31 protein-coding genes are annotated in these 26129 nt (G+C 41.9%); 26 read left to right on the forward strand and 5 right to left on the reverse strand.

What is annotated here, in order from left to right; all coding sequences use genetic code 11:
- Positions 1-29: 29 nt before the first annotated feature.
- From rpsQ to G593_RS0107150, 22 genes are all read left to right on the forward strand, one after another.
- Positions 30-284, forward strand: a complete 255-nt coding sequence (rpsQ, locus tag G593_RS0107045; protein WP_005332385.1) for a 30S ribosomal protein S17 — start codon at positions 30-32, stop codon at positions 282-284.
- A 19-nt stretch (positions 285-303) separates the two neighbouring features.
- Complete coding sequence (gene rplN / locus G593_RS0107050; RefSeq protein ID WP_005332383.1) at positions 304-672, forward strand: 50S ribosomal protein L14; 369 nt, start codon at positions 304-306, stop codon at positions 670-672.
- A 14-nt stretch (positions 673-686) separates the two neighbouring features.
- Positions 687-998 (forward strand): 50S ribosomal protein L24, encoded by a 312-nt coding sequence (gene rplX / locus G593_RS0107055; protein WP_005332381.1) that lies wholly within the window; start codon positions 687-689, stop codon positions 996-998.
- A 22-nt stretch (positions 999-1020) separates the two neighbouring features.
- Complete coding sequence (gene rplE / locus G593_RS0107060; RefSeq protein WP_005332380.1) at positions 1021-1560, forward strand: 50S ribosomal protein L5; 540 nt, start codon at positions 1021-1023, stop codon at positions 1558-1560.
- A gap of 11 nt (positions 1561-1571) precedes the next feature.
- Positions 1572-1757: a type Z 30S ribosomal protein S14 gene (locus tag G593_RS0107065; protein WP_005332379.1), complete on the forward strand. Its 186-nt coding sequence runs from the start codon at positions 1572-1574 to the stop codon at positions 1755-1757.
- A 143-nt stretch (positions 1758-1900) separates the two neighbouring features.
- Positions 1901-2302, forward strand: a complete 402-nt coding sequence (gene rpsH, locus G593_RS0107070; protein ID WP_005339031.1) for a 30S ribosomal protein S8 — start codon at positions 1901-1903, stop codon at positions 2300-2302.
- A 75-nt stretch (positions 2303-2377) separates the two neighbouring features.
- A complete protein-coding gene (gene rplF / locus G593_RS0107075; RefSeq protein ID WP_005332376.1) occupies positions 2378-2920 on the forward strand; it encodes a 50S ribosomal protein L6 in 543 nt (180 codons plus the stop codon).
- Positions 2921-2937: 17 nt separating this feature from the next.
- Entirely contained in the window at positions 2938-3306 is a 369-nt protein-coding gene (rplR, locus tag G593_RS0107080) for a 50S ribosomal protein L18 (RefSeq protein WP_005332375.1), read from the forward strand.
- Positions 3307-3320: 14 nt separating this feature from the next.
- The gene (rpsE, locus tag G593_RS0107085; protein ID WP_005332371.1) at positions 3321-3830 is read left to right on the forward strand and encodes a 30S ribosomal protein S5; all 510 of its coding nucleotides are present in this window, start codon (positions 3321-3323) and stop codon (positions 3828-3830) included.
- A 14-nt stretch (positions 3831-3844) separates the two neighbouring features.
- A complete protein-coding gene (gene rpmD / locus G593_RS0107090) occupies positions 3845-4024 on the forward strand; it encodes a 50S ribosomal protein L30 (RefSeq protein WP_005332368.1) in 180 nt (59 codons plus the stop codon).
- Positions 4025-4052: 28 nt separating this feature from the next.
- Positions 4053-4493: a 50S ribosomal protein L15 gene (rplO, locus tag G593_RS0107095; RefSeq protein WP_005339030.1), complete on the forward strand. Its 441-nt coding sequence runs from the start codon at positions 4053-4055 to the stop codon at positions 4491-4493.
- Complete coding sequence (secY, locus tag G593_RS0107100) at positions 4493-5809, forward strand: preprotein translocase subunit SecY (RefSeq protein ID WP_005332362.1); 1317 nt, start codon at positions 4493-4495, stop codon at positions 5807-5809. The genes rplO and secY overlap by 1 nt, the downstream gene beginning before the upstream one ends.
- Before the next feature lie 58 nt (positions 5810-5867).
- Positions 5868-6512: an adenylate kinase gene (locus G593_RS0107105; RefSeq protein WP_005332354.1), complete on the forward strand. Its 645-nt coding sequence runs from the start codon at positions 5868-5870 to the stop codon at positions 6510-6512.
- 4 nt (positions 6513-6516) lie between these two features.
- Positions 6517-7281, forward strand: coding sequence for a type I methionyl aminopeptidase (gene map, locus G593_RS0107110; RefSeq protein WP_029731232.1), 765 nt, complete (start codon positions 6517-6519; stop codon positions 7279-7281).
- Between the two features lie 78 nt (positions 7282-7359).
- Positions 7360-7614: a KOW domain-containing RNA-binding protein gene (locus G593_RS0107115; RefSeq protein WP_029731233.1), complete on the forward strand. Its 255-nt coding sequence runs from the start codon at positions 7360-7362 to the stop codon at positions 7612-7614.
- A gap of 12 nt (positions 7615-7626) precedes the next feature.
- Entirely contained in the window at positions 7627-7845 is a 219-nt protein-coding gene (gene infA / locus G593_RS0107120; RefSeq protein ID WP_004607275.1) for a translation initiation factor IF-1, read from the forward strand.
- 317 nt (positions 7846-8162) lie between these two features.
- A complete protein-coding gene (gene rpmJ / locus G593_RS0107125) occupies positions 8163-8276 on the forward strand; it encodes a 50S ribosomal protein L36 (RefSeq protein WP_005339020.1) in 114 nt (37 codons plus the stop codon).
- Positions 8277-8522: 246 nt separating this feature from the next.
- Positions 8523-8891, forward strand: a complete 369-nt coding sequence (gene rpsM / locus G593_RS0107130) for a 30S ribosomal protein S13 (protein ID WP_005339006.1) — start codon at positions 8523-8525, stop codon at positions 8889-8891.
- Positions 8892-8940: 49 nt separating this feature from the next.
- Positions 8941-9336, forward strand: coding sequence for a 30S ribosomal protein S11 (gene rpsK, locus G593_RS0107135; protein ID WP_005332330.1), 396 nt, complete (start codon positions 8941-8943; stop codon positions 9334-9336).
- Positions 9337-9396: 60 nt separating this feature from the next.
- Positions 9397-9990, forward strand: coding sequence for a 30S ribosomal protein S4 (gene rpsD, locus G593_RS0107140; RefSeq protein WP_005332326.1), 594 nt, complete (start codon positions 9397-9399; stop codon positions 9988-9990).
- Between the two features lie 30 nt (positions 9991-10020).
- Positions 10021-10980, forward strand: a complete 960-nt coding sequence (locus G593_RS0107145; protein ID WP_005339004.1) for a DNA-directed RNA polymerase subunit alpha — start codon at positions 10021-10023, stop codon at positions 10978-10980.
- A 161-nt stretch (positions 10981-11141) separates the two neighbouring features.
- The gene (locus G593_RS0107150; RefSeq protein ID WP_029731235.1) at positions 11142-11678 is read left to right on the forward strand and encodes a bL17 family ribosomal protein; all 537 of its coding nucleotides are present in this window, start codon (positions 11142-11144) and stop codon (positions 11676-11678) included.
- Between the two features lie 638 nt (positions 11679-12316).
- Here the strand turns inward: G593_RS0107150 and fdhF are convergent.
- The 5 genes from fdhF to mobB form a co-directional block, all read right to left on the reverse strand.
- Positions 12317-15028, reverse strand: a complete 2712-nt coding sequence (gene fdhF, locus G593_RS18470; protein WP_081646509.1) for a formate dehydrogenase subunit alpha — start codon at positions 15026-15028, stop codon at positions 12317-12319.
- Positions 15025-16860 (reverse strand): NAD(P)-binding protein, encoded by a 1836-nt coding sequence (locus G593_RS0107160; protein ID WP_029731237.1) that lies wholly within the window; start codon positions 16858-16860, stop codon positions 15025-15027. Before G593_RS0107160 ends, fdhF begins: the two co-directional genes overlap by 4 nt.
- Positions 16861-16893: 33 nt before the next feature.
- Positions 16894-17706 carry a formate/nitrite transporter family protein gene (locus tag G593_RS0107165; protein WP_029731238.1) on the reverse strand — a complete coding sequence of 271 codons (813 nt, stop codon included), beginning with the start codon at positions 17704-17706 and terminating at the stop codon, positions 16894-16896.
- Positions 17707-17793: 87 nt separating this feature from the next.
- Positions 17794-19008 (reverse strand): molybdopterin molybdotransferase MoeA, encoded by a 1215-nt coding sequence (locus G593_RS0107170; RefSeq protein WP_029731239.1) that lies wholly within the window; start codon positions 19006-19008, stop codon positions 17794-17796.
- A gap of 34 nt (positions 19009-19042) precedes the next feature.
- Complete coding sequence (gene mobB, locus G593_RS0107175) at positions 19043-20116, reverse strand: molybdopterin-guanine dinucleotide biosynthesis protein B (protein WP_029731240.1); 1074 nt, start codon at positions 20114-20116, stop codon at positions 19043-19045.
- Between the two features lie 337 nt (positions 20117-20453).
- Between mobB and G593_RS0107180 the strand changes: the two genes are divergently transcribed.
- The 4 genes from G593_RS0107180 (at position 20454) to G593_RS0107195 (ending at position 25967) form a co-directional block, all read left to right on the forward strand.
- Positions 20454-22286 (forward strand): NAD(P)-binding protein, encoded by a 1833-nt coding sequence (locus G593_RS0107180; protein ID WP_029731241.1) that lies wholly within the window; start codon positions 20454-20456, stop codon positions 22284-22286.
- Positions 22280-24013 carry a [FeFe] hydrogenase, group A gene (locus G593_RS0107185; protein WP_029731242.1) on the forward strand — a complete coding sequence of 578 codons (1734 nt, stop codon included), beginning with the start codon at positions 22280-22282 and terminating at the stop codon, positions 24011-24013. Before G593_RS0107180 ends, G593_RS0107185 begins: the two co-directional genes overlap by 7 nt.
- A 285-nt stretch (positions 24014-24298) precedes the next feature.
- Entirely contained in the window at positions 24299-24937 is a 639-nt protein-coding gene (locus G593_RS0107190; protein WP_029731243.1) for a bifunctional 4-hydroxy-2-oxoglutarate aldolase/2-dehydro-3-deoxy-phosphogluconate aldolase, read from the forward strand.
- 4 nt (positions 24938-24941) lie between these two features.
- Entirely contained in the window at positions 24942-25967 is a 1026-nt protein-coding gene (locus tag G593_RS0107195) for a sugar kinase (protein ID WP_029731244.1), read from the forward strand.
- Positions 25968-26129: the final 162 nt, after the last annotated feature.

Raw genomic sequence — 26129 nt, forward strand, 5'->3', positions numbered from 1 at the left:
CATAAACCCCAGGAAAGGAGTTACAGACTGTGGAAAGAAATCTTAGAAAAACCAGAGTTGGTAAGGTTATCAGTAATAAAATGGATAAAACCATCGTTGTTGCAATCGAAGATCATGTAAAACATCCGCTTTACAAAAAGATTGTAAAGAAGACATATAAGCTGAAAGCTCATGATGAGAACAATGAATGCAACATCGGAGACAAAGTAAAAGTTATGGAAACAAGACCTCTGTCAAAAGACAAGAGATGGAGACTTGTTGAAGTTATGGAAAAAGTGAAATAGTATAAGGAGGGAAACCTGCATGATACAGCAAGAAAGCAGACTTAAAGTAGCAGACAACACAGGTGCGAAAGAGTTACTGTGTATCCGCGTACTTGGCGGTTCAACAAGAAGATATGCAAGTATCGGAGACGTTATTGTTGCGACTGTTAAAGATGCAACACCAGGCGGCGTTGTTAAAAAAGGCGATGTAGTTAAAGCTGTAGTTGTTCGTACTGTAAACAGTACTCGCCGTAAAGATGGATCTTACATCCGTTTCGACGAAAACGCTGCTGTAATTATAAAAGACGATAAGACACCAAGAGGAACCCGTATCTTTGGGCCAGTAGCAAGAGAGCTTCGTGACAAACACTTCATGAGAATTGTTTCCTTAGCTCCGGAAGTACTGTAGGGAGGTGCAAAGGAATGGCAATGTTAAAAATTAAAAAAGGTGATACAGTTAAAGTTATCGCTGGTAAAGATAAAGACAAAGAAGGCAAAGTTATCGCTGTAGATCACAAGAACGGAAGAGTTACTGTAGAAGGCGTTAACATGCTTACAAAGCATACAAAACCTAGCATGACAAACCAGAATGGTGGAATCGTTCACCAGGAAGGATCTATCGACATTTCCAACGTTATGTACTTACACAAAGGTAAAGCTACAAGAGTTGGAATCAAAATGGATGGAGACAAGAAAGTTCGTTTTGCAAAATCTACTGGTGAAGTGATCGATTAATTGAGGAAGGAGGGCTTAAGCTTTGAGTAGACTGAAAGAACAGTACCAGAACGAAATCGTTGATGCATTAACGAAAAAGTTCGGTTATAAGAATATTATGGAAGTGCCAAAACTTGATAAAGTTGTAATCAACATGGGTGTTGGCGAGGCAAAAGACAATGCAAAACTGTTAGATTCCGCAATTGCTGATCTTGAGAAGATCACAGGACAGAAAGCAGTTGTTTGTAGAGCTAGAAAGTCCGTTGCTAACTTCAAACTGAGAGAAGGAATGGCAATCGGTTGTAAAGTTACTTTAAGAGGAGAGAAGATGTATGAGTTCGTTGACCGTCTGGTTAACCTTGCACTCCCTCGTGTACGTGACTTCAGAGGTGTAAATCCTAACGCATTTGACGGAAGAGGAAATTACGCTCTTGGTATCAAAGAACAGCTTATCTTCCCTGAGATCGAGTATGATAAGGTTGACAAGGTAAGAGGTATGGATATCATCTTCGTTACAACAGCGAATACAGATGAAGAGGCTCGTGAGCTGCTTACACAGTTCAATATGCCTTTTACAAAATAGGGAGGTAAATTATGGCTAAGACAGCAATGAAAGTAAAACAGCAGCGTCAGCAGAAATTCTCTACAAGAGAATATAATCGTTGCAGAATTTGTGGACGTCCTCATGCATATTTAAGAAAATATGGTATCTGCCGTGTTTGCTTCCGTGAACTGGCATACAAAGGACAGATTCCAGGCGTTAAGAAAGCAAGCTGGTAGGCACTGAACACTTGGCGAGGCCAAGCGCCCAGCACCGGCCGAGTTTGGTGAGAAGGCCGTTCTCTGAGTCTGGCGAGGTATTCCACGAGCCCGGCGAAGAGAACTACATTAAACAATCCATCAGAAGAGGAGGAAAACAATTCATGACTATGAGCGATCCAATTGCAGATATGCTTACAAGAATCCGTAATGCAAATACTGCTAAACATGATACAGTAGATGTACCTTCATCCAAGATGAAGCTTGCAATCGCAAATATCTTATTAGATGAAGGATATATCGAGAAATATGACATCGTAGAAGATGGAGTATTCAAAACAATCCATATTACATTAAAATATGGTGCAGACAAGAATGAGAAAGTTATCACAGGACTTAGAAGAATCTCCAAACCAGGTCTTCGTGTATACGCTAACAGCGCAGATCTTCCGAGAGTACTTGGAGGACTGGGAACAGCAATCATTTCCACAAACCACGGTGTAATCACTGACAAAGAAGCTAGAAAGCTTGGCGTTGGTGGAGAAGTTCTCTGCTACATTTGGTAGTCACTGAACAATTGAAACTGAAAACAGAGTGAGCAAAGACTCATTCCGAGAATCTAAGTTAAGGAGGATTTAGATATGTCACGTATCGGAAGACATCCAATCGCAATCCCGGCAGGAGTTACTGTTGAGATTAAAGAAAACAATGTAGTGACTGTAAAAGGTCCAAAAGGAACACTTGAGAAAGCACTTCCTACAGAGATGGAAATCAAGCAGGAAGGTGATGAAGTTGTTGTAACAAGACCAAACGATTTAAAGAAAATGAAATCTTTACATGGTCTTACAAGAACACTGATCAATAACATGGTTATTGGTGTAACAAACGGATACGAGAAAGTCCTGGAAGTTAACGGTGTTGGATACAGAGCAGCAAAATCAGGAAACAAATTAACACTGAACCTTGGTTATTCTCATCCAGTTGAGATGACAGATCCTGAAGGCGTTGAGACAGTAGTTGAAGGTCAGAACAAGATCATCGTTAAAGGAATCAGTAAAGAAAAAGTTGGCCAGTTTGCGGCTGAGATCAGAGACAAGAGAAGACCGGAGCCTTACAAAGGTAAAGGTATTAAGTATGCTGATGAAGTTATCAGACGTAAAGTTGGTAAGACTGGTAAAAAATAAGTAAGGAGAGTGTGAAAATGGTTAGCAAGAAATCAAGAAGTGAAGTTCGTGTAAACAAGCACAGAAAATTACGTAACCGTTTAGCTGGAACAACAGAGTGTCCACGCTTAGCTGTGTTTAGAAGTAATAATCATATGTATGCTCAAATTATTGACGATACAGTTGGAAATACACTGGTTTCCGCTTCCACTCTTCAGAAAGATGTGAAAGCAAACCTTGAGAAAACTAACAACGTTGATGCAGCAGCATATTTAGGAAAAGTCATTGCCGAGAAGGCACTTGAGAAAGGTATTAAAGACGTTGTCTTCGATAGAGGCGGATTTATTTACCAGGGTAAAATTCAGGCATTAGCAGACGCAGCTAGAGAAGCTGGGTTGAATTTCTAGAAGGAGGAGCACACATGAGACAGGAACGTATTGATGCTAGTCAGTTAGAGCTAGAAGAAAAAGTAGTGTCAATTAAACGTGTAACGAAAGTTGTTAAGGGTGGCCGTAATATGAGATTCACAGCTTTAGTAGTTGTTGGTGACAAGAACGGTCATGTTGGCGCTGGTTTAGGAAAAGCTACTGAGATTCCGGAAGCAATCCGCAAAGGTAAAGAGGATGCTGCAAAGAACCTTATCAAAGTAGCATTAGATGAGAACGATAGTATTACACATGATTTTATCGGAAAATTCGGAGGAGCTTCCGTGCTTCTTAAGAAGGCTCCGGAAGGAACTGGAGTTATCGCCGGTGGTCCGGCACGTGCCGTAATCGAGATGGCAGGAATCAAGAACATTCGTACAAAATCTCTTGGTTCAAACAATAAGCAGAACGTTGTTCTTGCAACTGTTGAGGGATTACGTCAGGTAAAAACTCCGGAAGCAGTAGCTAAACTTCGCGGTAAATCAGTAGAAGAAATCTTAGGCTAAGGAGGAAGAGTGAAATGGCAGATTTAAAAGTAACATTAGTAAAATCTACAATTGGAGCTGTTCCGAAGCATAAGAAAACTGTTGAAGCTTTAGGTTTAAAGAAGCTTAATAAGACAGTAGTTCTGCCGGATAACGCAGCTACAAGAGGAATGATCAAACAGGTTCAGCACCTAGTAAAAGTTGAAGAAGCATAGATTAAAATTCAGATAAGGAGGTGTCACAATGGATTTATCAAACTTAAGACCTGCTGATGGAGCAAAACAGAGTGATAATTTCAGAAGAGGACGTGGACACGGTTCTGGAAATGGTAAGACAGCTGGTAAGGGACACAAAGGTCAGAAAGCTCGTTCTGGAGCACCAAGACCAGGTTTCGAAGGTGGTCAGATGCCATTATATAGAAGAATACCTAAGAGAGGATTTACAAACAGAAATTCTAAGACTATCGTTGGAATTAACGTAAGTGCTCTTGAAGTATTTGACAATGATGCAGTTGTTTCCGTAGAAACACTGATCGAGCAGGGAATCGTTAAGAATCCAAGAGATGGTGTTAAGATTCTTGGTAATGGTGAGCTCACAAAGAAGCTTACTGTTCAGGCAAATGCATTTAGTGCTGGTGCAGTAGCTAAGATTGAGGCGTTAGGTGGAAAAGCAGAGGTGATCTAATGTTAGAGACATTTCGAAGGGCATTTCAAACAAAGGATATTCGTAGAAAACTTGGATATACTTTTTTGATGTTGATCGTAATCAGACTGGGATCACAGTTGCCTACACCAGGAGTAGATCCGACTTATATTAAAGAGTTTTTTGCTCAGAATTCCGGGGAGGCGTTCAACTTGTTTAACGCTTTCACCGGAGGCTCTTTTGAGCAGATGTCAATTCTGGCATTGAGCATTACTCCATACATTACATCTTCCATTATTGTTCAGCTTCTTACAATCGCAATTCCGAAACTTGAGGAGATGCAGAAAGATGGAGAAGATGGAAGAAAGAAGATTGTAGCAATTACACGTTATCTGACAGTTGGACTTGCTCTTATGGAGTCAACAGCTATGGCCGTTGGTTTCGGAAGACAGGGACTTTTGAAAGAATTTAATTTTGTGAATGCTGCAATCGTAGTTCTTACACTGACCGCAGGCTCTACATTTCTGATGTGGATTGGTGAGCGGATTACTGAAAAAGGTGTAGGAAATGGAATTTCAATTGTGTTGGTAATTAATATTATCTCACGTATTCCAAGCGATATGACAACGCTCTTTACGAAATTCGTAAAAGGAAAAAGTCTCGCATCAGGTGGACTTGCTGTTGTTATTATAGTTGCTATTATCCTCGTACTTGTTGTATTCGTAGTAGTACTTCAGGACGGCGAGAGAAGAATTGCAGTACAGTATTCACAGAAGGTGATGGGAAGAAGAACTTACGGTGGACAGTCCACGAACATTCCGCTGAAAGTCAATACTGCAGGTGTTATCCCGATTATCTTTGCATCTTCATTGATGCAGTTCCCGATTGTGATTGCAACATTTGCCGGCAAGGGAAATGGAACAGGAATCGGAAGCGAGATTTTAAGAGGTCTTAATCAGGGTAACTGGTGTAATCCTCAGATGCCGAAATATAGCTGGGGACTGGCAGTATACATCATTTTGACAGTATTTTTTGCTTATTTCTATACATCAATTACATTTAATCCGTTAGAGATTGCAAATAACATGAAGAAAAATGGTGGATTTATCCCGGGTATCCGTCCAGGAAAACCGACTGTTGAGTATTTGACAAAGATTCTGAATTACATTATCTTTGTTGGCGCATGTGGTCTTGTATTGATTCAGCTTGTACCGATCATTTTTAATGGATGGTTAGGAGCAAGCGTGTCCTTTGGTGGTACATCACTGATTATCATTGTCAGTGTAATCTTAGAGACACTTAAGCAGATCGAGTCACAGATGCTTGTACGAAATTACAAAGGTTTTTTGAATAAATAAGCAGGATAACTCGCGGAAGATTCTTTCGCGGGTTATTATGCTATAAAGGAGAGTAATTATGAAGATTATTATGTTAGGTGCGCCAGGAGCTGGAAAAGGCACACAGGCTAAGAAAATTGCAGCTAAGTACGAAATCCCACACATTTCTACTGGAGATATCTTCAGAGCTAATATCAAAGAGGGGACAGAGCTTGGTAAAAAAGCAAAAACATATATGGATCAGGGACTTCTTGTACCGGATGAACTGGTAGTTGATCTCGTAGTTGACCGTGTGAATCAGGAAGACTGCAAGAATGGATATGTTCTGGATGGATTTCCGAGAACCATTCCTCAGGCAGAAGCACTTGATAAAGCACTGGCAGAGCTTGGACAGAAGATGGATTATGCAATTGATGTAGATGTACCGGATGAGAATATCATTCACCGTATGGGTGGACGTCGTGCCTGTGTTGGCTGTGGAGCTACATACCATCTGGAATATGCTCCTACAAAAGTTGAAGGAATCTGTGATGCATGTGGTAAAGAACTCATTCTTCGTGATGATGATAAACCGGAGACAGTAAAGAAACGTCTTGATGTATATCACGAACAGACACAGCCACTGATTGATTACTACACAAATGCAGGAATCTTAAAGACAGTTGACGGAACAGTTGACATTGATGTTGTGTTCCAGAACATTGTGGAGATTTTAGGAGCGTAACAGCATGCCGGTCACGATAAAATCAGCAAGAGAAATTGAACTAATGGCAGAAGCCGGAAGAATTCTTGAGATTGTACATAATGAACTACGTGACGCGCTCCATGTGGGGATGAGTACGCTGGATATCGACAGATTAGGAGAAGAGATTATACGCAGTTATGATTGTATTCCTTCCTTCCTGAATTATAACGGATATCCGGCATCCATCTGCGTATCTCTGAATCAGGAAGTTGTTCATGGAATACCGGACAAACACCGACTGATTCAGGACGGAGATATTGTAAGTCTGGATGCAGGAGTCATCTACAAGGGGTATCATTCAGATGCGGCCAGAACTTATGGAGTAGGTGAAATCAGTAAAGAAGCAAAAAATCTGATGCAGATAACAAAAGAATGTTTCTTTGAAGGTATAAAATATGCCAGAGAAGGTAATCATTTATTTGATATATCCGGTGCGATCGGAGATTACGCCGAAGAACATGGATATGGTGTGGTTCGTGATCTGTGTGGACACGGAATTGGAACACATCTGCATGAGGCACCTGAAATTCCGAATTTCAGGATGAACCGGAAGGGAATGCTTCTGAAAGCAGGTATGACATTAGCGATTGAACCAATGATCACAGCAGGTGGTCATGAAGTTGACTGGCTGGATGATGACTGGACAGTTGTCACCAGAGATGGTTCACTAGCAGCACATTATGAAAATACAGTGCTGATCACAGAGGGAGAACCAAAACTTCTCTCGCTTAGTGAGAAGGTATTATAATAGAAGAAAACGATCTGACAGTCAGATTCGAACTCAATATTATGATTCGAGAGAAACTCAAGTATAGGAGAGATCGCTATGGAACAGTTTGAAACAGGAATGATGGCCCGGTCCCAAAGTGGACATGATGCCGGAAATGTGTATGTAATCACAAAGGTTGAAGAGGCATACGTATATTTAGTGGATGGAAAAGTAAGAACACTGGATAAGCCGAAAAAGAAAAAGAAGAAGCATGTCCAGTTGATCAAAGAAAGCTTTGATATCCAGGGCGCCACAGATGTGGACATAAAAAGATGGATCAAAATTTGGAATAAGGAAGATAATCAGAATTAGGAGGAAGCGTATATGTCAAAAGCTGACGTAATAGAAATTGAAGGAACAGTAGTAGAAAAATTACCAAACGCAATGTTTCAGGTTGAACTTGAGAATGGACATCAGGTTCTGGCACACATCAGCGGAAAACTTAGAATGAACTTTATCAAGATCTTACCAGGAGATAAAGTAACACTTGAGTTATCCCCATATGATCTTTCAAAAGGAAGAATTATCTGGAGAGATAAATAGGAAGAGATTTAAAATAATCTTGAAAAGGATATAGAAATATATCTGAAAATTCAAAAAAAGACATTAAAATAAGCTAAAAAATACTCGAAAAAATAATAGAAAAAATTAAAAAAACTCAAGAAAAAGTATTGACTTTATTTGAGATATCATGCTACAATATATAAGCGCGTTTCTGGGCGCTTATATTTGCGTTATCATATATTTGAAGAACAGTCGGTGATACAGTCTTCAGATATTTTCATGAGTTGCAAAATGATATGATAAAAGAAACCGTGCGAAACAAAAGGCAGAGCAATGGATGAAAGGAGGATCCCCTAATGAAGGTTAGATCATCAGTAAAACCAATTTGCGAAAAATGCAAAGTAATCAAAAGAAAAGGAAGCGTTCGCATTATCTGCGAAAACCCGAAACACAAACAGAGACAGGGTTAATTAATTAGGCGGCTGATAGTCAGGACACGCCAGGCGGTGTGTAGAGACTATTTTAAATATACAAGGAACACCTTTAGCCGGTGATGATTCCTCGTATATTGCTTCTAATGCCGGTCCGTCATTACCGCACAGCTTCCATAAAAGATGCGGTGACCGGAAAGGGCATGATACCGAACATGCCTGGGACATGGAGATGTGTCCCCTATTAAAGACGATAACAAACAAAGAAAGTGGAGGAACAGTCACATGGCACGTATTGCAGGTGTAGATTTACCAAGAGACAAACGAGTTGAGATCGGATTAACTTATATCTACGGAATCGGTAGAACAAGCGCAACCCGTATCTTAGCACAGGCAGGAGTTAATCCTGATATTCGTTGTAGAGATCTTACAGACGACGATGTAAAGAAAATCAGTGCAGTAATCGACGAGACTCAGACTGTAGAAGGAGATCTTAGAAGAGAGATCGCTCTGAACATCAAGAGATTACAGGAGATCGGATGCTATAGAGGAATCCGTCACAGAAAAGGACTTCCGGTTCGTGGTCAGAAGACTAAGACAAATGCAAGAACAAGAAAAGGTCCTAAGAGAACAGTAGCAAACAAGAAGAAATAAGTAACAAATAACAAATAACACAAAAAGGAAAGCGTAGGTTAGTTTTATTATGGCAAAGAAAGTTACAAAGAAAGTGACAAAGAAACGTGTCAAGAAAAACGTTGAACATGGACAGGCTCACATTCAGTCATCTTTTAATAACACAATCGTTACATTAACAGATGCTCAGGGAAATGCTCTTTCATGGGCAAGTGCGGGCGGTCTTGGATTTAGAGGTTCAAGAAAATCTACCCCTTATGCAGCTCAGATGGCAGCTGAAACAGCAGCTAAAGCAGCATTAGTACATGGTTTAAAATCAGTTGACGTAATGGTTAAAGGACCAGGTTCAGGTAGAGAAGCAGCAATCCGTGCACTTCAGGCATGCGGAATCGATGTAACAAGCATCAGAGACGTAACACCGGTACCACACAATGGTTGCCGTCCGCCGAAGCGCAGAAGAGTCTAGTTACAATAATTACGTTAATGGATTGTAGTATCCGAATATTTATAGGAGGAAAATTAAAACATGGCAGTAAATAGAGTTCCGGTTCTTAAAAGATGCAGATCCCTCGGTATGGATCCAGTATATTTAGGAATTGATAAAAAGTCCAACAGACAGTTAAAGAGATCCAATAGAAAGATGAGCGAGTATGGTCTTCAGTTACGTGAGAAACAGAAAGCGAAATTCATCTATGGTGTATTAGAGAAACCTTTCAGAAACTACTTCGAGAAAGCTCAGCGTATGAACGGAATGACAGGTGATAACCTGATGATCCTTCTTGAGTCCAGACTTGACAACGTAGTATTCCGTATGGGATTTGCTAGAACAAGACGTGAAGCTAGACAGATCGTTGATCATAAGCATGTACTTGTAAACGGTAAGCAGGTAAATATTCCATCTTACCTGATCAAAGCTGGTGATACAGTAGAGATCAAAGAGGCTAAAAAGAGCTCTCCAAGATACAAAGAGATCGTAGAGGTCACAGGTGGACGTATGGTTCCAGACTGGTTAGAAGTAGATCAGGAGAACCTGAAAGGAACAGTTAAAGAGCTTCCTGCACGTGAAGCAATTGATGTTCCAGTTGATGAGATGTTGATCGTCGAGTTATATTCTAAATAATAACCAGTAACCCCACAGGAGGTGGACTTAGTGTTTGATTTTAATAAACCCAATATAGAAATAACAGAGATTTCAGAAGATAAGAAGTATGGAAGATTTGTTGTAGAGCCTTTGGAAAGAGGTTATGGAACAACATTAGGTAATTCTCTTCGCAGAATTATGCTTTCATCATTACCAGGATCTGCTATCAGCCAGGTAAAGATTGATGGTGTTCTGCATGAGTTCAGCTCCATCCCAGGAGTGAAAGAAGACGTTACCGAGATCATCATGAACCTGAAGTCACTGGCTATCAAAAATACATCTGAGACAGATGAGCCGAAGACTGCATATATCGAGTTCGAGGGTGAAGGTGTTGTCACAGCTGCAGATATACAGGTAGATCAGGATATTGAGATCATGAATCCAGAGACTGTTATCGCTACATTGAATGGTGGAGCAGACAGCAAATTATATATGGAGCTGACCATTACAAAGGGCAGAGGATATGTAAGTGCTGAGAAGAATAAGAACGATGAGTTACCAATTGCAGTAATCCCAATCGATTCTATTTACACCCCAGTGGAGCGCGTGAATCTCACAGTTGAGAATACACGTGTCGGACAGATTACAGATTTTGATAAACTGACATTAGATGTATATACAAATGGTACATTACTTCCAGATGAGGCAGTCAGCCTTGCTGCAAAGGTGTTGAGCGAGCATCTGAAACTCTTTATTGATCTGTCAGAAGTAGCACAGGCTGCTGAAGTCATGATTGAGAAAGAAGATGACGAGAAAGAGAAAGTGCTTGAGATGAGCATTGATGAACTTGAGTTATCTGTTCGTTCATACAACTGTCTGAAGAGAGCTGGAATCAACACAGTTGAAGAGCTCACAAACAGAACATCTGAGGATATGATGAAAGTTCGTAACCTTGGACGTAAGTCACTGGAAGAAGTTCTTGCTAAGCTTGATGAATTAGGATTAAGCTTAAGCAAAGGAGAAGAGTAGACACTGAATACTTATAGGAATGTGAGCCGTAAGGTGATACATTCGTTAAGCATTCAGTGAAATAGATGTTATCTGCTGGTAAGACCGTAAGAGCACAGCAGAGCATTTGGCTAGTAAGCCCGAAGAGTATAACCAAGTGTTAAATATGGAGGAAATTTAAAATGGCAAAGTATAGAAAACTCGGCAGAACATCAAGCCAGAGAAAAGCTTTATTAAGAAACCAGGTAACAGCACTTCTGAATAACGGAAAAATCGTTACAACAGAAGCTAAGGCTAAAGAGATCCGCAAGATCGCTGAAGGTCTTATTGCTATGGCTGTAAAAGAGAAAGATAACTTCAAAGAAGTTACTGTAAAAGCTAAAGTTGCTCGTAAAGACGAGAATGGCAAGAGAGTAAAAGAAGTTGTAGACGGAAAGAAGAAAACAGTTTACGACGAAGTTGACAAGACAATCAAGAAAGATATGCCTAGCAGACTTCACGCTCGCCGCCAGATGCTGAAAGTTCTTTACCCTGTAACAGAGGTTCCTACAGCACAGGCTGGAAGAAAGAAAAACACAAAAGAAGTTGATCTTGTTGCTAAATTATTCGACGAGATCGCACCAAAATACGCAGATCGTAAAGGTGGATACACAAGAATCGTTAAGATTGGTCAGCGTAAAGGTGATGCAGCTATGGAAGTTCTCATCGAGCTTGTATAATTGCAAATACTTCGATAATCTGAATAAGATAATTTTAAAGCTGTCATGTGAAAACATGGCAGCTTTTTTGTAATTTGTATGAAAATAAAATGTTTGATAATTTGCAAATAAGATATGTTGTCTTGTAGTTTACGATAGAAGGAGCTCCATCGCTTATACTTACACTCCAAGCACTGGACGTTTCCATGAGCCGAAAAACAAGCAATCATGTTCAGCAAGAACTTCCATGATTGCTAACGTCTCATTTCAACAGTGCTTAAGTCGTGCGCATATAAGAGATGGAGAGCCTTCTTAGCGTAAGTCTACGAGGCAAATATTTCCTTGTTATATTATGGATATATAATTTTATAAGTTTAAAATCAAATTACAGAAAAGCTTATAAAGCATCTGAAAAAAGAGAGAATAGCTTCATTACATCTTTTTATTTATTGCAGGGTAAATAAAACTTCAACAGCCAGTCAATAAACAGGAATACAAAGCAAAATACATGCCTATGTGCGACTTGAGTACAATGGAGATGAGATAATGTCAATCGTGTAAGCCATTGCTGTACACGATTGACACGCTTATTAGCTCATCGAAATGTTCTGTACTCGGAGCGCAAAGGCATGTATTTGCTTATAAGTATTCCGTCTTATTTACGATGTAATCTTTTCAACTTTAACCGTACATACTTTGTACTCTGGTGTACTTGAGATGGAATCCAGTGCATCGCTTGTCAGCCAGTTAGCTCCACCTTCGATATAGTGGAAAGGCATCCAGCATTCACCAGGATTTGTCTTGTAGGATACGGTAGCTTTTGCCTGAATCGTTCCACGTCTGGAAGAAATGGAAACCATCTCTCCGTCTTCAACGCCAAGCTTTTGTGCATCTTCTGTGTTTAACTCGATAAAGGACTCACTGGCAATCTGATTGATTCCTTCTGTCTTATCAGTCATAGCACACGCATTGTAATGATAGAGAATACGTCCTGTCATCATGATCAGAGGATATTCCTCATCTGGAAGCTCCATAGAAGGTGTGTATGCAGCTGGTCTGAAATATCCAAGACCTCTTGCAAATTTTCCTACGTGCATAATTGGTGTTCCAGGGTGATCTTTTGATGTACATGGCCACTGAAGTCCCTGTCCGTTTACTTCTTCGCTGTCCAGCCTCTCATGGCTGATACCGGCAAATGAAGGAGTTACAGATGCAATTTCATCCATAATCTGTGCAGGTGTCAGATGAGGCTGTGGATAGCCCATACGACGCATGATCTCAGTGAAGATCCAAGTATCAGGCTTCGTATCACCTTCAATCTCTACGGCCTTTCTGACGCGCTGTACACGTCTCTCTGTATTAGAGAAGGTTCCTTCTTTTTCAGCATAAGAACGTCCTGGAAGAATAACATCAGCAAGTTTTGCAGTCTCAGTCATGAACAGCTCATCCATTGCGAAGAAGTCCAGTGACTCAAGAGATTTTATTACGTGATGTGTATTCGGATCTGTTCTGACCGGATCCTCTCCGAAGATAAACAATCCTTTAATATCTCCACTGATCATCTTAGGGAAGCAGTCCGTAGCTTTTGTACCAATATTCGGATTCAGCTTCGTATCCCATGCTTTTTCAAATTTCTCAAGAACTCCCGGTTTGTCGATGTTCTGATATCCGCTGAACTGGGTCGGCGAAGCACCCATATCGCAGGCTCCCTGTACATTGTTCTGACCACGGATTGGGTTAACACCGCATCCAGGTTTTCCAAGTTTACCGACCATCATAGCCATGTTAGAAATGGACATAACACCTTCTGTACCAGTATGATGCTCTGTAACACCAAGACAGTACATAATTGGAGCCCGATCAGCTTTTGCGTAAATACGTGCAGCTTCTCTCAACATATCTGCATCGATCTGACAGATCTCTGCTACTTTTTCAGGTGTATAATCTTTGACCATTTCTTTCATAGCTTCGAAGTTCTCTGTACGGTCTTCGATGAATTTGTGGTCGATTAAGTCTTCTTCAATGAAGATATGCATCATACCATTTGCAAACGCCACGTTTGTACCTGGTTTTAATTTCAAATGGATATCAGCATCTTTACACAGGTCGATATCACGTGGGTCAACTACGATGAGTTTAGCACCGCGCTGTACGGCCTGACGAACCTGCATTCCGATAACCGGATGTGCATGTTCCGGGTTAGATCCTACAAGGAGGATAGCATCAGATTCATGAGTAATATCATAAATAGTATTTGTCATAGCTCCTGAGCCAAGTGTGGTTGCCAATCCGGCAACAGTAGGAGAATGTCAAACGCGCGCGCAGTTATCGGTATTGTTGCTCTTAAACGCTGTTCTTACCATTTTCTGAAGCATGTAAATGTCTTCGTTGGTAGAACGAGAGCAGGCAAATCCGGCCAGCGCCTCACCTCCATATTGATTTCTGATTTCTGAGAATTTGGAAGCTACGAGATTTAAAGCCTCATCCCATGTAGCACGCTCAAATTCACCAGTTTCTTTGTTCTTAATTAATGGATAACGGATTCTTGCATCACAGTCTATGAAGTCGAAAGAAGCACTACGTCCTTTGACACAGAGCAGATTGTGGTTGGAAGGACCGTCTGCACCCTGCACGTCTACGATTTTGCCGTCTTTTATGTACAGATCCATCTGACAGCCTGTAGCACAGTGCGGACAGGTTGTGCGGACTTTCTTAACTTCCCATTCACGATAATTTTTCCTTCTCTTAATCGTAAGAGCACCTGTAGGGCAAGCCTGAGCACAGTTTCCACAAGACTCGCATAAGGAATTCTCCCAGCCTTCGCCGAACGGTACTTTTACATACACACGTGCACCGTTTCTCTCAAGAGAAAGAGCATGTCTTCCGGTCGCATTTGCACAAGTGCTGATACAACGCTGGCACTGGATACAAAGACCAGGGTCATAGGAGAGGAATGGATGAGCGTCAAATGGCTCATGCTGTACATCTCCGTGTGATGATTTAAAGTTTGGCACATCAATACCATATTCGCGTGCCATAGCCTGAAGCTCACAGGCACCATTTTTAATACATTTGAAACAGTTTGTTTTATGCTCAGCCATCAAGAGATGGAGAGTGTTCTTTCTGGATTCGATAACAGCTGGGCTGTCTGTTGTAATGTTCATGTCCGCTTTTACTTTTGTGTTGCAGGCAGTTACAAGTTTATTCATGCCTTCTACTTCTACGACACAGATACGACAGGAACCAATTTCATTAATTTTTTCCAGGAAGCAAAGTGTAGGAATATGGATTCCATGCTCCCTTGCAGCGCTTAAGATTGACTGACCTTCTTTTGCTTCAATCTGTACGCCATCGATTGTCAGATTAATCATAAGTCTCTACCTCCTACCATAGCTCCACATCCGAAGTGGTCACAACGCAGACAGCGACATGCTTCCTGCATAGCTTCTTCATGTGTTAAGAACTCTTCTACATGTTCGAAATCTTTCTTGCGGATATTTGCCGGGCGCTCACCAATCTCTGTACGTCCCATAAGATCACGCATATTTTCTTTTGGTTCCGGTACAACAGCTTCACAAGTAAGTGTGTGGTGGTAACCAAGATATTCATCAATATTGTGTGCAGCTACTTTTCCGGCAGCGATTGCACGAATTACAGTGGATGGACCAGTTGCACAGTCTCCGCCGGTGAATACACCAGGGATTTCTTTTACTTCTGTGTCAAGTCCGGCCTGAAGGATATTCCATTTTGCAGGGATACCAAACTCTTCAAATGGAGCGGATACAATATCCTGTCCAACTGCGATCATAATAACATCTGCTTTGAATTCCTGTTTTTCTTTTGCAGCATCCTTTGGTGCCGGTCTGGATCCGCGGTAAGCACTAATCATCTGTGGTTGTGTGATCAGAGATTTACAGTTACCATTTTCATCTTTTGTAATCTCGACCGGAGCCTGCAGTGTTACAAGTGCGATTCCTTCCATAACTGCGGATTCAATCTCGGATTCCAGGGCAGTCATGTCTTTCTGACGACGACGGTAAATGATAGATACTTCTTCTGCGTTACATCTGACAGCACTTCTTGCACAGTCCATAGCAACGTTACCACCACCGATAACAACAACACTTTTGCCAGTGTAATCAGGAAGATTTCCATTTCCAATCTGATCCAGAATATCTACAGCAGATACAACATTTCCGGCGTCAGCACCTTCAATACGAAGTGTCTTACCTGTCTGAGCACCAATTCCAACAAAAATTGCATCATGTTTCTCGTAAATATCTTTGACAGGAATATCTTTTCCGATTGTTGTGTTGTATGTAACATGGATATCACCGCTATTTAAAATCGCACGGATATCTTCATCTAGACGATCTTTCGGAAAACGGTAATTCGGAATTCCATAACGGAGCATTCCGCCAAGTTTGTCATGCGTTTCATATATTTCAATCTTATGTCCCATAAGAGCTAAGAAGTATGCTGCAGTTAGTCCTGCAGGACCACCACCAATGACACCGATGGATTTTCCTGTAGAAGGATTCGGTTTTGGTGTAGCAACTTTGTCGACTGGCATCATATCAACTGCATATTTTTTCAGTGCACGGATGTTGATCGGTGACTCCAGCATCTTTCTTCTGCAACGCTCCTCACAAGGATGCTCACAGACCATAGCACAGGCTGTCGGGAACGGATTGTCTTTACGGATCAGATTAATTGCTCCGGCGTAATCCTCTTCACCAACTAATGCGATATATCCAGGAATATTTACATGTGCAGGACATAAGGAGATACAAGGTACCTTCTGTCCGATGGATTCCAGACATTTTTTATTTTCAATGTGGCTCTGATATTCGTCTGCAAACAGGTCTAATCCTTTTAAGACCTCATCAGCGGCATTCCAACCGATGGCACAGTCAGCAGATGAACGGATCATCGTAGCCATCATACGGATGTTATCCAAAGTTTTTTCTGTTGCACGGCCATCTAACACTTTCTGCATCAGACGCGCTACAAGTGGAAGACCGTCGCGGCACGGAACACATTTTCCACAAGTCTGGTTTGCAGCCGTACGCAGCATAGAAATCTGCATAGTGATCGGGCAGCTTCCAGGAGGATAAACCTCAACTTTATGAGAAAAATGTCGTGCGATTTCATCCATTTTCACGTCATAACCTGACGGATCAGCAAGATATAATTTGCTCATAATTTTCCCTTTCTAAATTCAATAAAGATTTTTTTAGTCGTCTTTTAAATAAACGAACCAGTAGGTAAGACCTACCAAAACTACTCCGCCGATAATGTTCCCCAACGTTACCGGAAGAAGATTTTTGGTGAACATAGCTCCCCATGTAAGGCCAGATACGTCAGCGCCGGCAGCAGTTGCAGCTTCAAGATAGGCTGCATTTCCCTTAGCAAAAATACCGGCAGCAATATAGTACATATTGGCTACGCTATGCTCGAATCCACATAAAACGAACATCATGATTGGAAAGAACAATCCGATGATCTTGGAAGACACCTGCTTGGCAGCAAATGAAATCCATACAGCGATACATACAAGGAAATTACATGCAATTCCGCGAAGAAATGCATCGCCAAAGGAGAGTGATACCTTACCGGCAGCAGTGCTGATCATAGAAGCAGCAAGACCGTTGTTAAAAAGACCGGCCTGATGGCTGAATACACAGATTGCAGCAACACCAATTCCACCGACCATATTGCCAAGGTATACAACTACCCAGTTCTTCAGCATTCCGCCAAGAGTGATCTCTTTTTTGCAGAGCGGAATAACCAGAAGACAATTACCTGTGAACAGTTCACTTCCAGCGAGGAGTACCATAGTCAGTCCTCCTGGGAAGATGCATGCTCCAAGAAACTTGCCTGCAGATGCCAGCGGAATAGATACAGCGGCTGCAGTAGAAGCAACGCCTCCAAATGCGATAAAGATTCCGGCCAGTATTCCAAGAACGAACATCTTGGCGACAGGAGTGTTTACCTTCCCCTTTCCGATAGCAATATAATTGTTAGCAATTTCTTTTGGTGAATTCATAACAAATTCCTCCCTTCCCCTAAAATTTTATTTCTAATATATATGATGCCGGCAAAAAGTTACGTAAAAACATCGTTTGCCCTGATATCATAATATATAGACTTCAAGCTTGTCGCCTGCCGCAAGAGGTTTACTTCCGGCAGGAATGATGGCCAGCAGATCACAATCGCTCATGGAAGAAACAGAACCATTGTGCTGGTTGCTAAGTGGGGTGAAATATAACATACCATTTTTGAAATCTGAATGACCTTTTAAAATTCTAGTCACAGGACTTGATTTTTTAAAATCAACCCCAAGATAAGCGGTTGTCTGTGAAAATGTGATGTCAGATCTTCCCGAGAGTTTTCTCATAAATGGAAAGCCGACACACAACAGACCTGTTGCGGCAGCACCCGGATTACCGGATAAGCCCAGAATGACTTTTCCGTCTTTAAATGCTCCAAGCATTGCACCGCCCGGTTTGAATTTTAACCGGTGGAAGAGAAGGTCGCCCCCAATACGACGTATCACTTCCGGCATATAGTCGAAATCACCGGCAGATACACCGCCTGTCGTGATTACGATATCATTGGTCTTGAGGGCTTCAAGTACGGCCCGACACAGGGAATCCAGATCATCACTGACCGTGTTAAGGTAGTTGGCAGTCATATGATGTTTTTGAATGTAACCGCCTAAAAGATATGGATTCGTGTTATAAATCTTACCGTATTCTAAAGGAGAACCCGTATTCAAAAGTTCGCTTCCGGTACTGATAAGCCCGATGGAGAGCTTTTTATAGACCCCAATTTCAGCAATTCCCTGTCCGGCAATCAGTGCCAGGTCAGAAGCGGTAAGTATTTTGCCTTTTGGAACAAGCAAAGTTCCGGCTGCAACATCTTCCCCAGGTGGAATGATGTTTGCGGAGGTAACGGGCGCCGTTAATGAAACTGTATTCTCAGTAAAGGAAGTGCGCTCATGCATGATAATGGCATCGGCACCTTCCGGAACCGGTGCGCCGGTCATGATCCGTGCAGCTTTTCCTTCTGTGATTGGATAGGTTGGAACACTTCCGGCAGGAATTACCTCGGTAACGTCTAAAGTCACGGGATGTTCCGGTGAAGCAGCGGCTGTGTCAGCCTGACGAAGTGCATATCCATCATATGCGCTTTTGGCAAAAGAAGGCACCGGAATTTTAGCTGTAATATCTTCTGCAAGAATTCGTTCAAAAGCATCTTGTAGTAAAATGTGTTCTATCGTCTGAGTTTCTGGCTTTGCCAGATTCAGGAGGCAGTCAGATGCTTCTTTTAAAGTCTGAATGTTCATATGTATGTTTTCCTTATATAAATGTATCGATTATTTATAAATGTTTTAAATCTCCGTTATGATAATGTTGTAATATACAGTCAGCGATAGCTTCGATATTATCCCGACAATAAACGGGTGTATCTTGTATCAACTGTTCGGTTGAAAAATCAGCAGTGATATAGGAGATACAATTAGAAGCAGAAGCGAGTAAGCTGTTATTTTGTTCATCACTTCCAGTCAATAATATAAGCTTTGGATAATCGCTCCATTTGAAGCCTTCTAAAAGAATAAGATCAGCATCACCGACAAGCCCCGCAATTGCAGATTCCTGTAAAGGTTCCCGTTTTACAATGGAATATTTGTCGTTATCATAGACGATGGAAGCACTCACGCCTGCCTGCCAGAACCGATAACTGTCTGTTCCGGGAGAATCAGGTTCGAAAGAATGTCCGTCATGTTTGACTGTGGCGACCTTAAGTCCCCGGTGGATCAGCTCTGGGATCAATCGTTCCATTAAAGTGGTTTTTCCGGAGTTTTTAAATCCGGAAATGGCCAGGCAGCTTTTTGCAGTCAGCTTTTGGTATTCCTCTGGTGTATTGATATTCTGTAGCTGCCAGGAATCTTCTTCTACGTGATAAAAATGAACCTTTAAGTTGTTCAAAGCATCCATGATCCGAAGATTTCCATTATCTAAGCACCTCTTTAGTACAGGGGTGCAGCTTTTGCGATAAATACCACACAGGGGGTGGATCCGATCATCCGCCGTGACACAGATAAGTGCATCAGTATCAGAATGTTTCATGACTTCCTGAAGGTGATGAGCCAGTGTTCCGGAAAAAAGAGGAACGTCACAGGGAAGAACGAGCAGCGCATCCGACTCACAGACAGATAAGGCACTGTAAAGTCCGCTCATAGGACCGCAATCTGAATATCGGTCATCAATCATTGAATAAGGGATTTCCGGATGCCGGGCGGCATCATCGACTGAAACCAGAATCTCAGGAAAATCGCGTAGTTCAAAAATCAGTTTGTCGAGAAATGTTGTTCCATTAAGTCTCAGAGAGGATTTCCGATATCCCATCCGACGGCTTTTTCCTCCTGCCAGTATCAGGCAGCCTGTGTTCATTTGTATCACCTCGTGTTGTATTTATCTATAAACAAGCGCGCTTATAGACGTTTCTTTCGGTTAATTATAGCATTTGAAATTTAAAACCACAAGGAAAGATATATGTTTCACAGGATTGATAAAATTGGGACGGGTTTTAAATGAAACTAACTAAATTATATTTTAGAAAATATAAGGACGTTTATAAAAAGAAACTATAGAAAAGACGCTGATATTGATAAAAAAATAGCATTGTGACTAATTTGGATAAAAGTATTTACAAAATTTTATCCAAATGTTACAATATGACCGTTACTTATTCTAAAAACAATCGGTAGAGAGGGAAGGAATAAAAAAAATGAGTAGATTAACGATCGATACTCCTAGCAGGGCAGACCTTGTTATGGAGCAGCTCTACAAGGATCTTGAGCGCAGAATCGAATCAAGCCCACCGGGATTATGTCCAGTAGACTTGTCTCGCGCATTTTTGGAGTTATGCCATGCTCAGACTTGTGGAAAATGTGTACCTTGCCGTGTCGGTCTTGGTCAGTTGAATCACCTGATCAGAAAGGTACTGAACGGCAACGCAACAATGGAGACACTTGATACTATGGAGCAGACAGCAAAGTCTATTATGGAGTCTGCCGACTGTGCGATTGGATATGAGGCAGCGCATATGGTATATAAGGGACTGATCGGATATCGCGATGATTATATCGAGCATATCAAGAACGGACGCTGTACCTGTACATATAATCAGCCGGTACCATGTGTATCCTTATGTCCTGCACATGTTGATATTCCAGGATATGTAGCGTTAGTTGGGGAAGGACGCTATGCAGATGCAATCCGTCTGATCCGTAAGGATAATCCATTCCCGACAACATGTGGATTTATCTGTGAGCATCCATGTGAGGCAAGATGCCGTCGTAACATGATTGATGATTCTATTAATATCCGTGGCCTGAAACGAGTGGCAGCGGACTTTGCAGGGGAAGTAGAGCCGCCAAAATGTGCATCAGGCACAGGTAAGAAAATTGCTGTATTAGGAGGAGGCCCGGGAGGACTCAGTGCAGCTTATTATCTGCAGCTTATGGGACATCAGACAACGGTATATGAGATGCTTCCAAAGCTTGGAGGTATGCTCCGCTATGGGATTCCGAACTACAGGCTTCCGAAAGACCGTCTGGACGAGGATATCAATGCAATCTTAAAGACAGGAGTAGAAGTAAAATACGGTCTTAAGATCGGTGAAGATATTACAATCCAACAGCTTCGCAGTGAGTACGATGCTGTTCTGATTACAATTGGAGCAAGTACAGATAAGAAACTTGGACTGGAAGGAGAAGATGCAGACGGAGTCATCTCAGCAGTACAGTTCTTAAGAGATGTAGGAAAAGACGAAGCACTTGACCTGACTGGAAAAGAAGTCGCAGTTGTCGGTGGTGGTAATGTATCTATGGATGCAGTCCGTACAGCCAAAAGACTGGGTGCTAAGAAAGTCAGCATTGTATATAGAAGAAGAGTTGCAGATATGACAGCTCTTCCGGCAGAGATTGAAGGAGCAATTGCAGAGGGAATTGAAGTACAGACTCTGAAGGCCCCGGCATCTCTGGATATTGATGAAAATCATCACATTAAGGGAATGTATGTTACACCGCAGATGATCAGTGAGATCAAAGGCGGACGTGCAAGCGTAAAAGCAACAGGAGAGCCAGATCAGTATATTCCATGTGATATCCTTGTTGTGGCAATTGGTCAGAATATTGAGACAGATCATTTCGCAGAAGCAGGAATTCCGGTAGAGCGTGGTAAGATCGTGACAACTGCAGGAGGAGATTTCCTGGATATGCCAGGTGTATTTGCAGGAGGAGACTGTGCAAGTGGTCCGGCTACTGTGATCAAAGCGATTGCAGCAGCAAAAGTTGTAGCTGCCAACATTGATGAATATCTTGGATATCATCATGAGATTTCCTGTGATGTAGAGATTCCGAAAGCAAGCCTTCATGACAGAGTACCTTGCGGACGTGCAGAACTTACAGAGCGCGAGGCATGTGAGAGAGTCTGTGATTTTGAAGGAGTGGAGAACTGCATGACCGAAAAAGAAGCAAAACAGGAAGCCTGCCGCTGTCTGCGCTGCGATCATTTCGGATATGGAATATTTAAAGGAGGCAGAGAAAAATTATGGTAAATCTTACAATAGATGGAAGACAGATTTCAGTAGAAGAGAATACCACAATTATGGAAGCTGCCAGATCCGTTGGTATTCAGATTCCGAGTCTTTGTTATCTCAAAGGCATCAATGAAATAGGCGCCTGTCGCGTGTGTGTGGTAGAGCTGGAAGGAAAAGACAGACTGATCACCGCCTGCAATAATATTTGCGAGGAAGGTATGGTCATTTATACAAATAGTCCGAAAGTCAGAAAGGACAGACGTACAACAGTAGAACTGATTCTTTCTGAGCACGACTGTCAGTGTGTAACTTGTATGAGAAGCGGCAACTGCAGTCTTCAGAAAATTGCAAATGATCTGGATATTTTAGAACTTCCATTTCATCAGTATCTGGAACACCAGACATGGGATAAAACATTTCCACTGATTCGTGATTCTGCGAAATGTATCAAATGTATGCGTTGCGTGCAGGTGTGTGACAAGGTTCAGGGGCTTGGTGTCTGGGATGTAGAAGGAACCGGTTATCACACAACAGTTAATGTGTCAGGTCATAATTCTATCCGAGAGGCAGATTGTGCACTTTGTGGTCAGTGCATTACACATTGTCCTGTCGGAGCACTTCGCGAGAGAAGTGATACGAATGAAGTATGGAAAGCAATTGAAGATCCGGATAAGATCGTGGTTGCTCAGGTAGCACCTGCTGTCCGCGCAGCATGGGGAGAGGAACTCGGACTGGCACCGGAAGATGCAACAGTTGGAAAAATCATAGATGCCCTTAAGAAAATGGGAATAAACTATGTATTTGATACAACATTTTCTGCGGATCTTACGATTATGGAAGAGGGAAATGAATTTGTAAAGAGATTTACAAGTGGTGAATTAAAAGACCGCCCGATGTTCACTTCCTGCTGTCCGGGATGGGTGCGCTTTATTAAGAGTCAGTTCCCACATCTGGTAAAATATCTGTCTTCCGCAAAATCACCACAGCAGATGTTCGGTGCAGTTATGAAGACATATTTTGCAGAGAAGCTGGGCGTAAGTCCGGAGAAGATCTATACTGTATCTGTTATGCCATGTGTGGCTAAGAAGTCAGAGCGTGAGATGGATCTTTATTATGAAGAATATGCAGGACATGATATTGATGCAGTTATCACCACACGTGAGCTGATCCGAATGATCCGTTCTGCACATATCAGCCCACAGACACTGTCAGATGTTGAGAGTGACCGCCCGATGCATGAGGGAACCGGAGCCGGAGTCATCTTCGGTGCAACCGGTGGAGTTATGGAGGCGGCACTTCGGTCTGCTTACTATATCATCAAAGGTGAGAATCCGCCGGCAGAGGCATTTACAGCAGTCAGAAGCCAGGGATTCAATGAAAATGACGGCGTTCAGGAAGCAAATTTCCAGATTAATGATATTACAGTGAGAACTGCAGTAGTCAGCGGACTTGGAAATACAAGAGAATTGATTCGCAAGATCGAATCCGGTGTAGTGCACTATGACTTTGTAGAAGTTATGGCATGTCCGGGAGGATGCGTCGGTGGTGGCGGACAGCCGATCCACGACGGCGAAGAGCGCGCATTTGAACGTGGAAAGAACCTGTATTATCTGGATCGCAATGCGAACCTTAGATTCTCTCATGAGAATCCAGATGTCATTCAGATGTACAAAGAGTACTTTGAGGCACCGATGTCTCACAAAGCTCACATGCTTCTGCATACTGAGCATAAGAAAAATATGTAGAAAAATGCATAAGAAAGACAGGCAGTCTGTGTGTATCATAGTTGGGGGCTTTTGCACCCGACATCATAAAGAAAATGATGGATAAGAGAAGGGGCGTGTGAAAAAACGGAAGTTTTTTCATGCGCTCTTTTTGCATAATGTAGAATTATAATAAAGAGGTAGTTAGAAAACTTGAAATACTCTTGACATTATGCGTCCTTTGAGTATAATCAGAATTAAGAGATTTCATAATATGAAAATATATTTCGCATAATGAAACTGAAAAAGAAGAAGGAGAAGAAGGTCATGAATGAAGTATTAGAGAAGATTCAGAAAATTGGTATTGTACCAGTCGTTGTATTAAATGATGCAAAGGACGCAGAGCCACTTGCAAAAGCTCTTTGCAATGGAGGACTTCCATGTGCAGAGGTTACTTTCCGTACAGATGCAGCAGAGGAGTCAATCCGTATCATGTCTGAGAAATATCCAGAGATGCTTGTTGGAGCCGGAACAGTTCTGACAACAGAGCAGGTAGACCGTGCTGTAGCAGCAGGAGCAAAATTTATCGTAAGCCCAGGACTGAATCCTAAGATTGTAAAATACTGTGTAGAGAAGAATATTCCGATTACACCAGGAATCTGCACTCCAAGCGAGGCTGAACAGGCAATCGAGAATGGTCTTGAAGTTGTAAAATTCTTCCCGGCAGAGCCAGCAGGCGGACTGAAGATGATCAAAGCTATGGCAGCTCCATACACAGGACTGAAATTCATGCCTACAGGTGGAATCAATGCGGCAAATGTAAAAGAATATCTTGCATATGACAAGATTCTTGCATGTGGCGGAAGCTGGATGGTAAAAGGAAGTCTTGTAGAGGCTGGAGAGTTCGACAAGATTGAGGCAATGACAAAAGAAGCTGTAGAGATTGTAAAAGAAGTAAGAGGCTAGTCTTATGAAGAAAAAAGCATTTGATCTGCTGACATTAGGAGAGATTCTGCTTCGTCTGTCCCCACCGGACAATGAGCGTATCGTACGTGGAGAGACATTTCAGAAGCAGGTTGGCGGCGCAGAACTTAACGTAGCTTCCGGTGTATCTCTTCTTGGTCTGAGATCCGGTATCATATCAAGAATTCCAGACAGTAGTATCGGTATGTTCGCAAAGAATAAGATCCGATTCTGTGGAGTCAGTGATGATTATCTAGTATACGATACAGGAAAAGATGCAAGATTGGGCGTGTATTACTACGAGAACGGAGCATACCCGAGAAAACCGGGCGTGGTCTATGACAGACAGCATTCGTCCATGACCAGAATTGACATCGATGAATTTGATGACAGTATATATGAATCGACCAGATGCTTTCATACCTCCGGAATTACTCTGGCGCTCAGTGAAGAGTGTCGGAAGACCGGAGTAGAGATGATTAAGAGATTTAAAGAAAAAGGCGCACTCATTTCATTTGACGTGAACTTCCGCCTGAATCTCTGGTCAGGAGAAGAAGCAAGAAAATGTATTGAAGGAATCCTTCCTTATGTAGACGTTTTCTTCTGCTCCGAAGACACTGCAAGACTGACATTTGGAAAAGAAGGCAATGTAAAAGAGATCATGGAAAGCTTTGCAGCTGAATATCCAATCTCCGTCATCGCATCCACCCAGCGTACTGTATTAAGTCCAAAGATACATAACTTTACTTCTGTAATTTACGACGCAAAAGCGAAGAAATTCTATGAAGAGAAACCATACGAGAATATCGAAGTTGTAGATCGTATCGGAAGCGGAGATGCTTATTGTTCCGGAGTGCTGTATGGACTTTTGAGAGAAGACGGAGGGTGTGCAAGTGCTCTTCGCTATGGAAATGCCAGCAGTGCAGCCAAGAATACTATCCCAGGTGATATGCCGTCATTGGATCGTGAGGAGATAGAGAATATTATCCATGATCACGAGACAGTCGGATATCATAGTGAGATGAATCGGTAAAATTGAATATATAAACTGTAAGAGAATGTGCCAAATCAGGTACATTCTCTTTTTTTTGATATTTATACAAGTTGAGCTGGTTGTGTATTTTGAAAAGTACCTATACTATAAAAATGTGGCTTCTGGAATTTGGTATGGGAAACTGTAATCCTGAAAATAATA

The sequence above is a fragment of the Dorea sp. AGR2135 genome (genome assembly GCF_000420885.1).
GTDB lineage: Bacteria > Bacillota > Clostridia > Lachnospirales > Lachnospiraceae > Dorea > Dorea formicigenerans.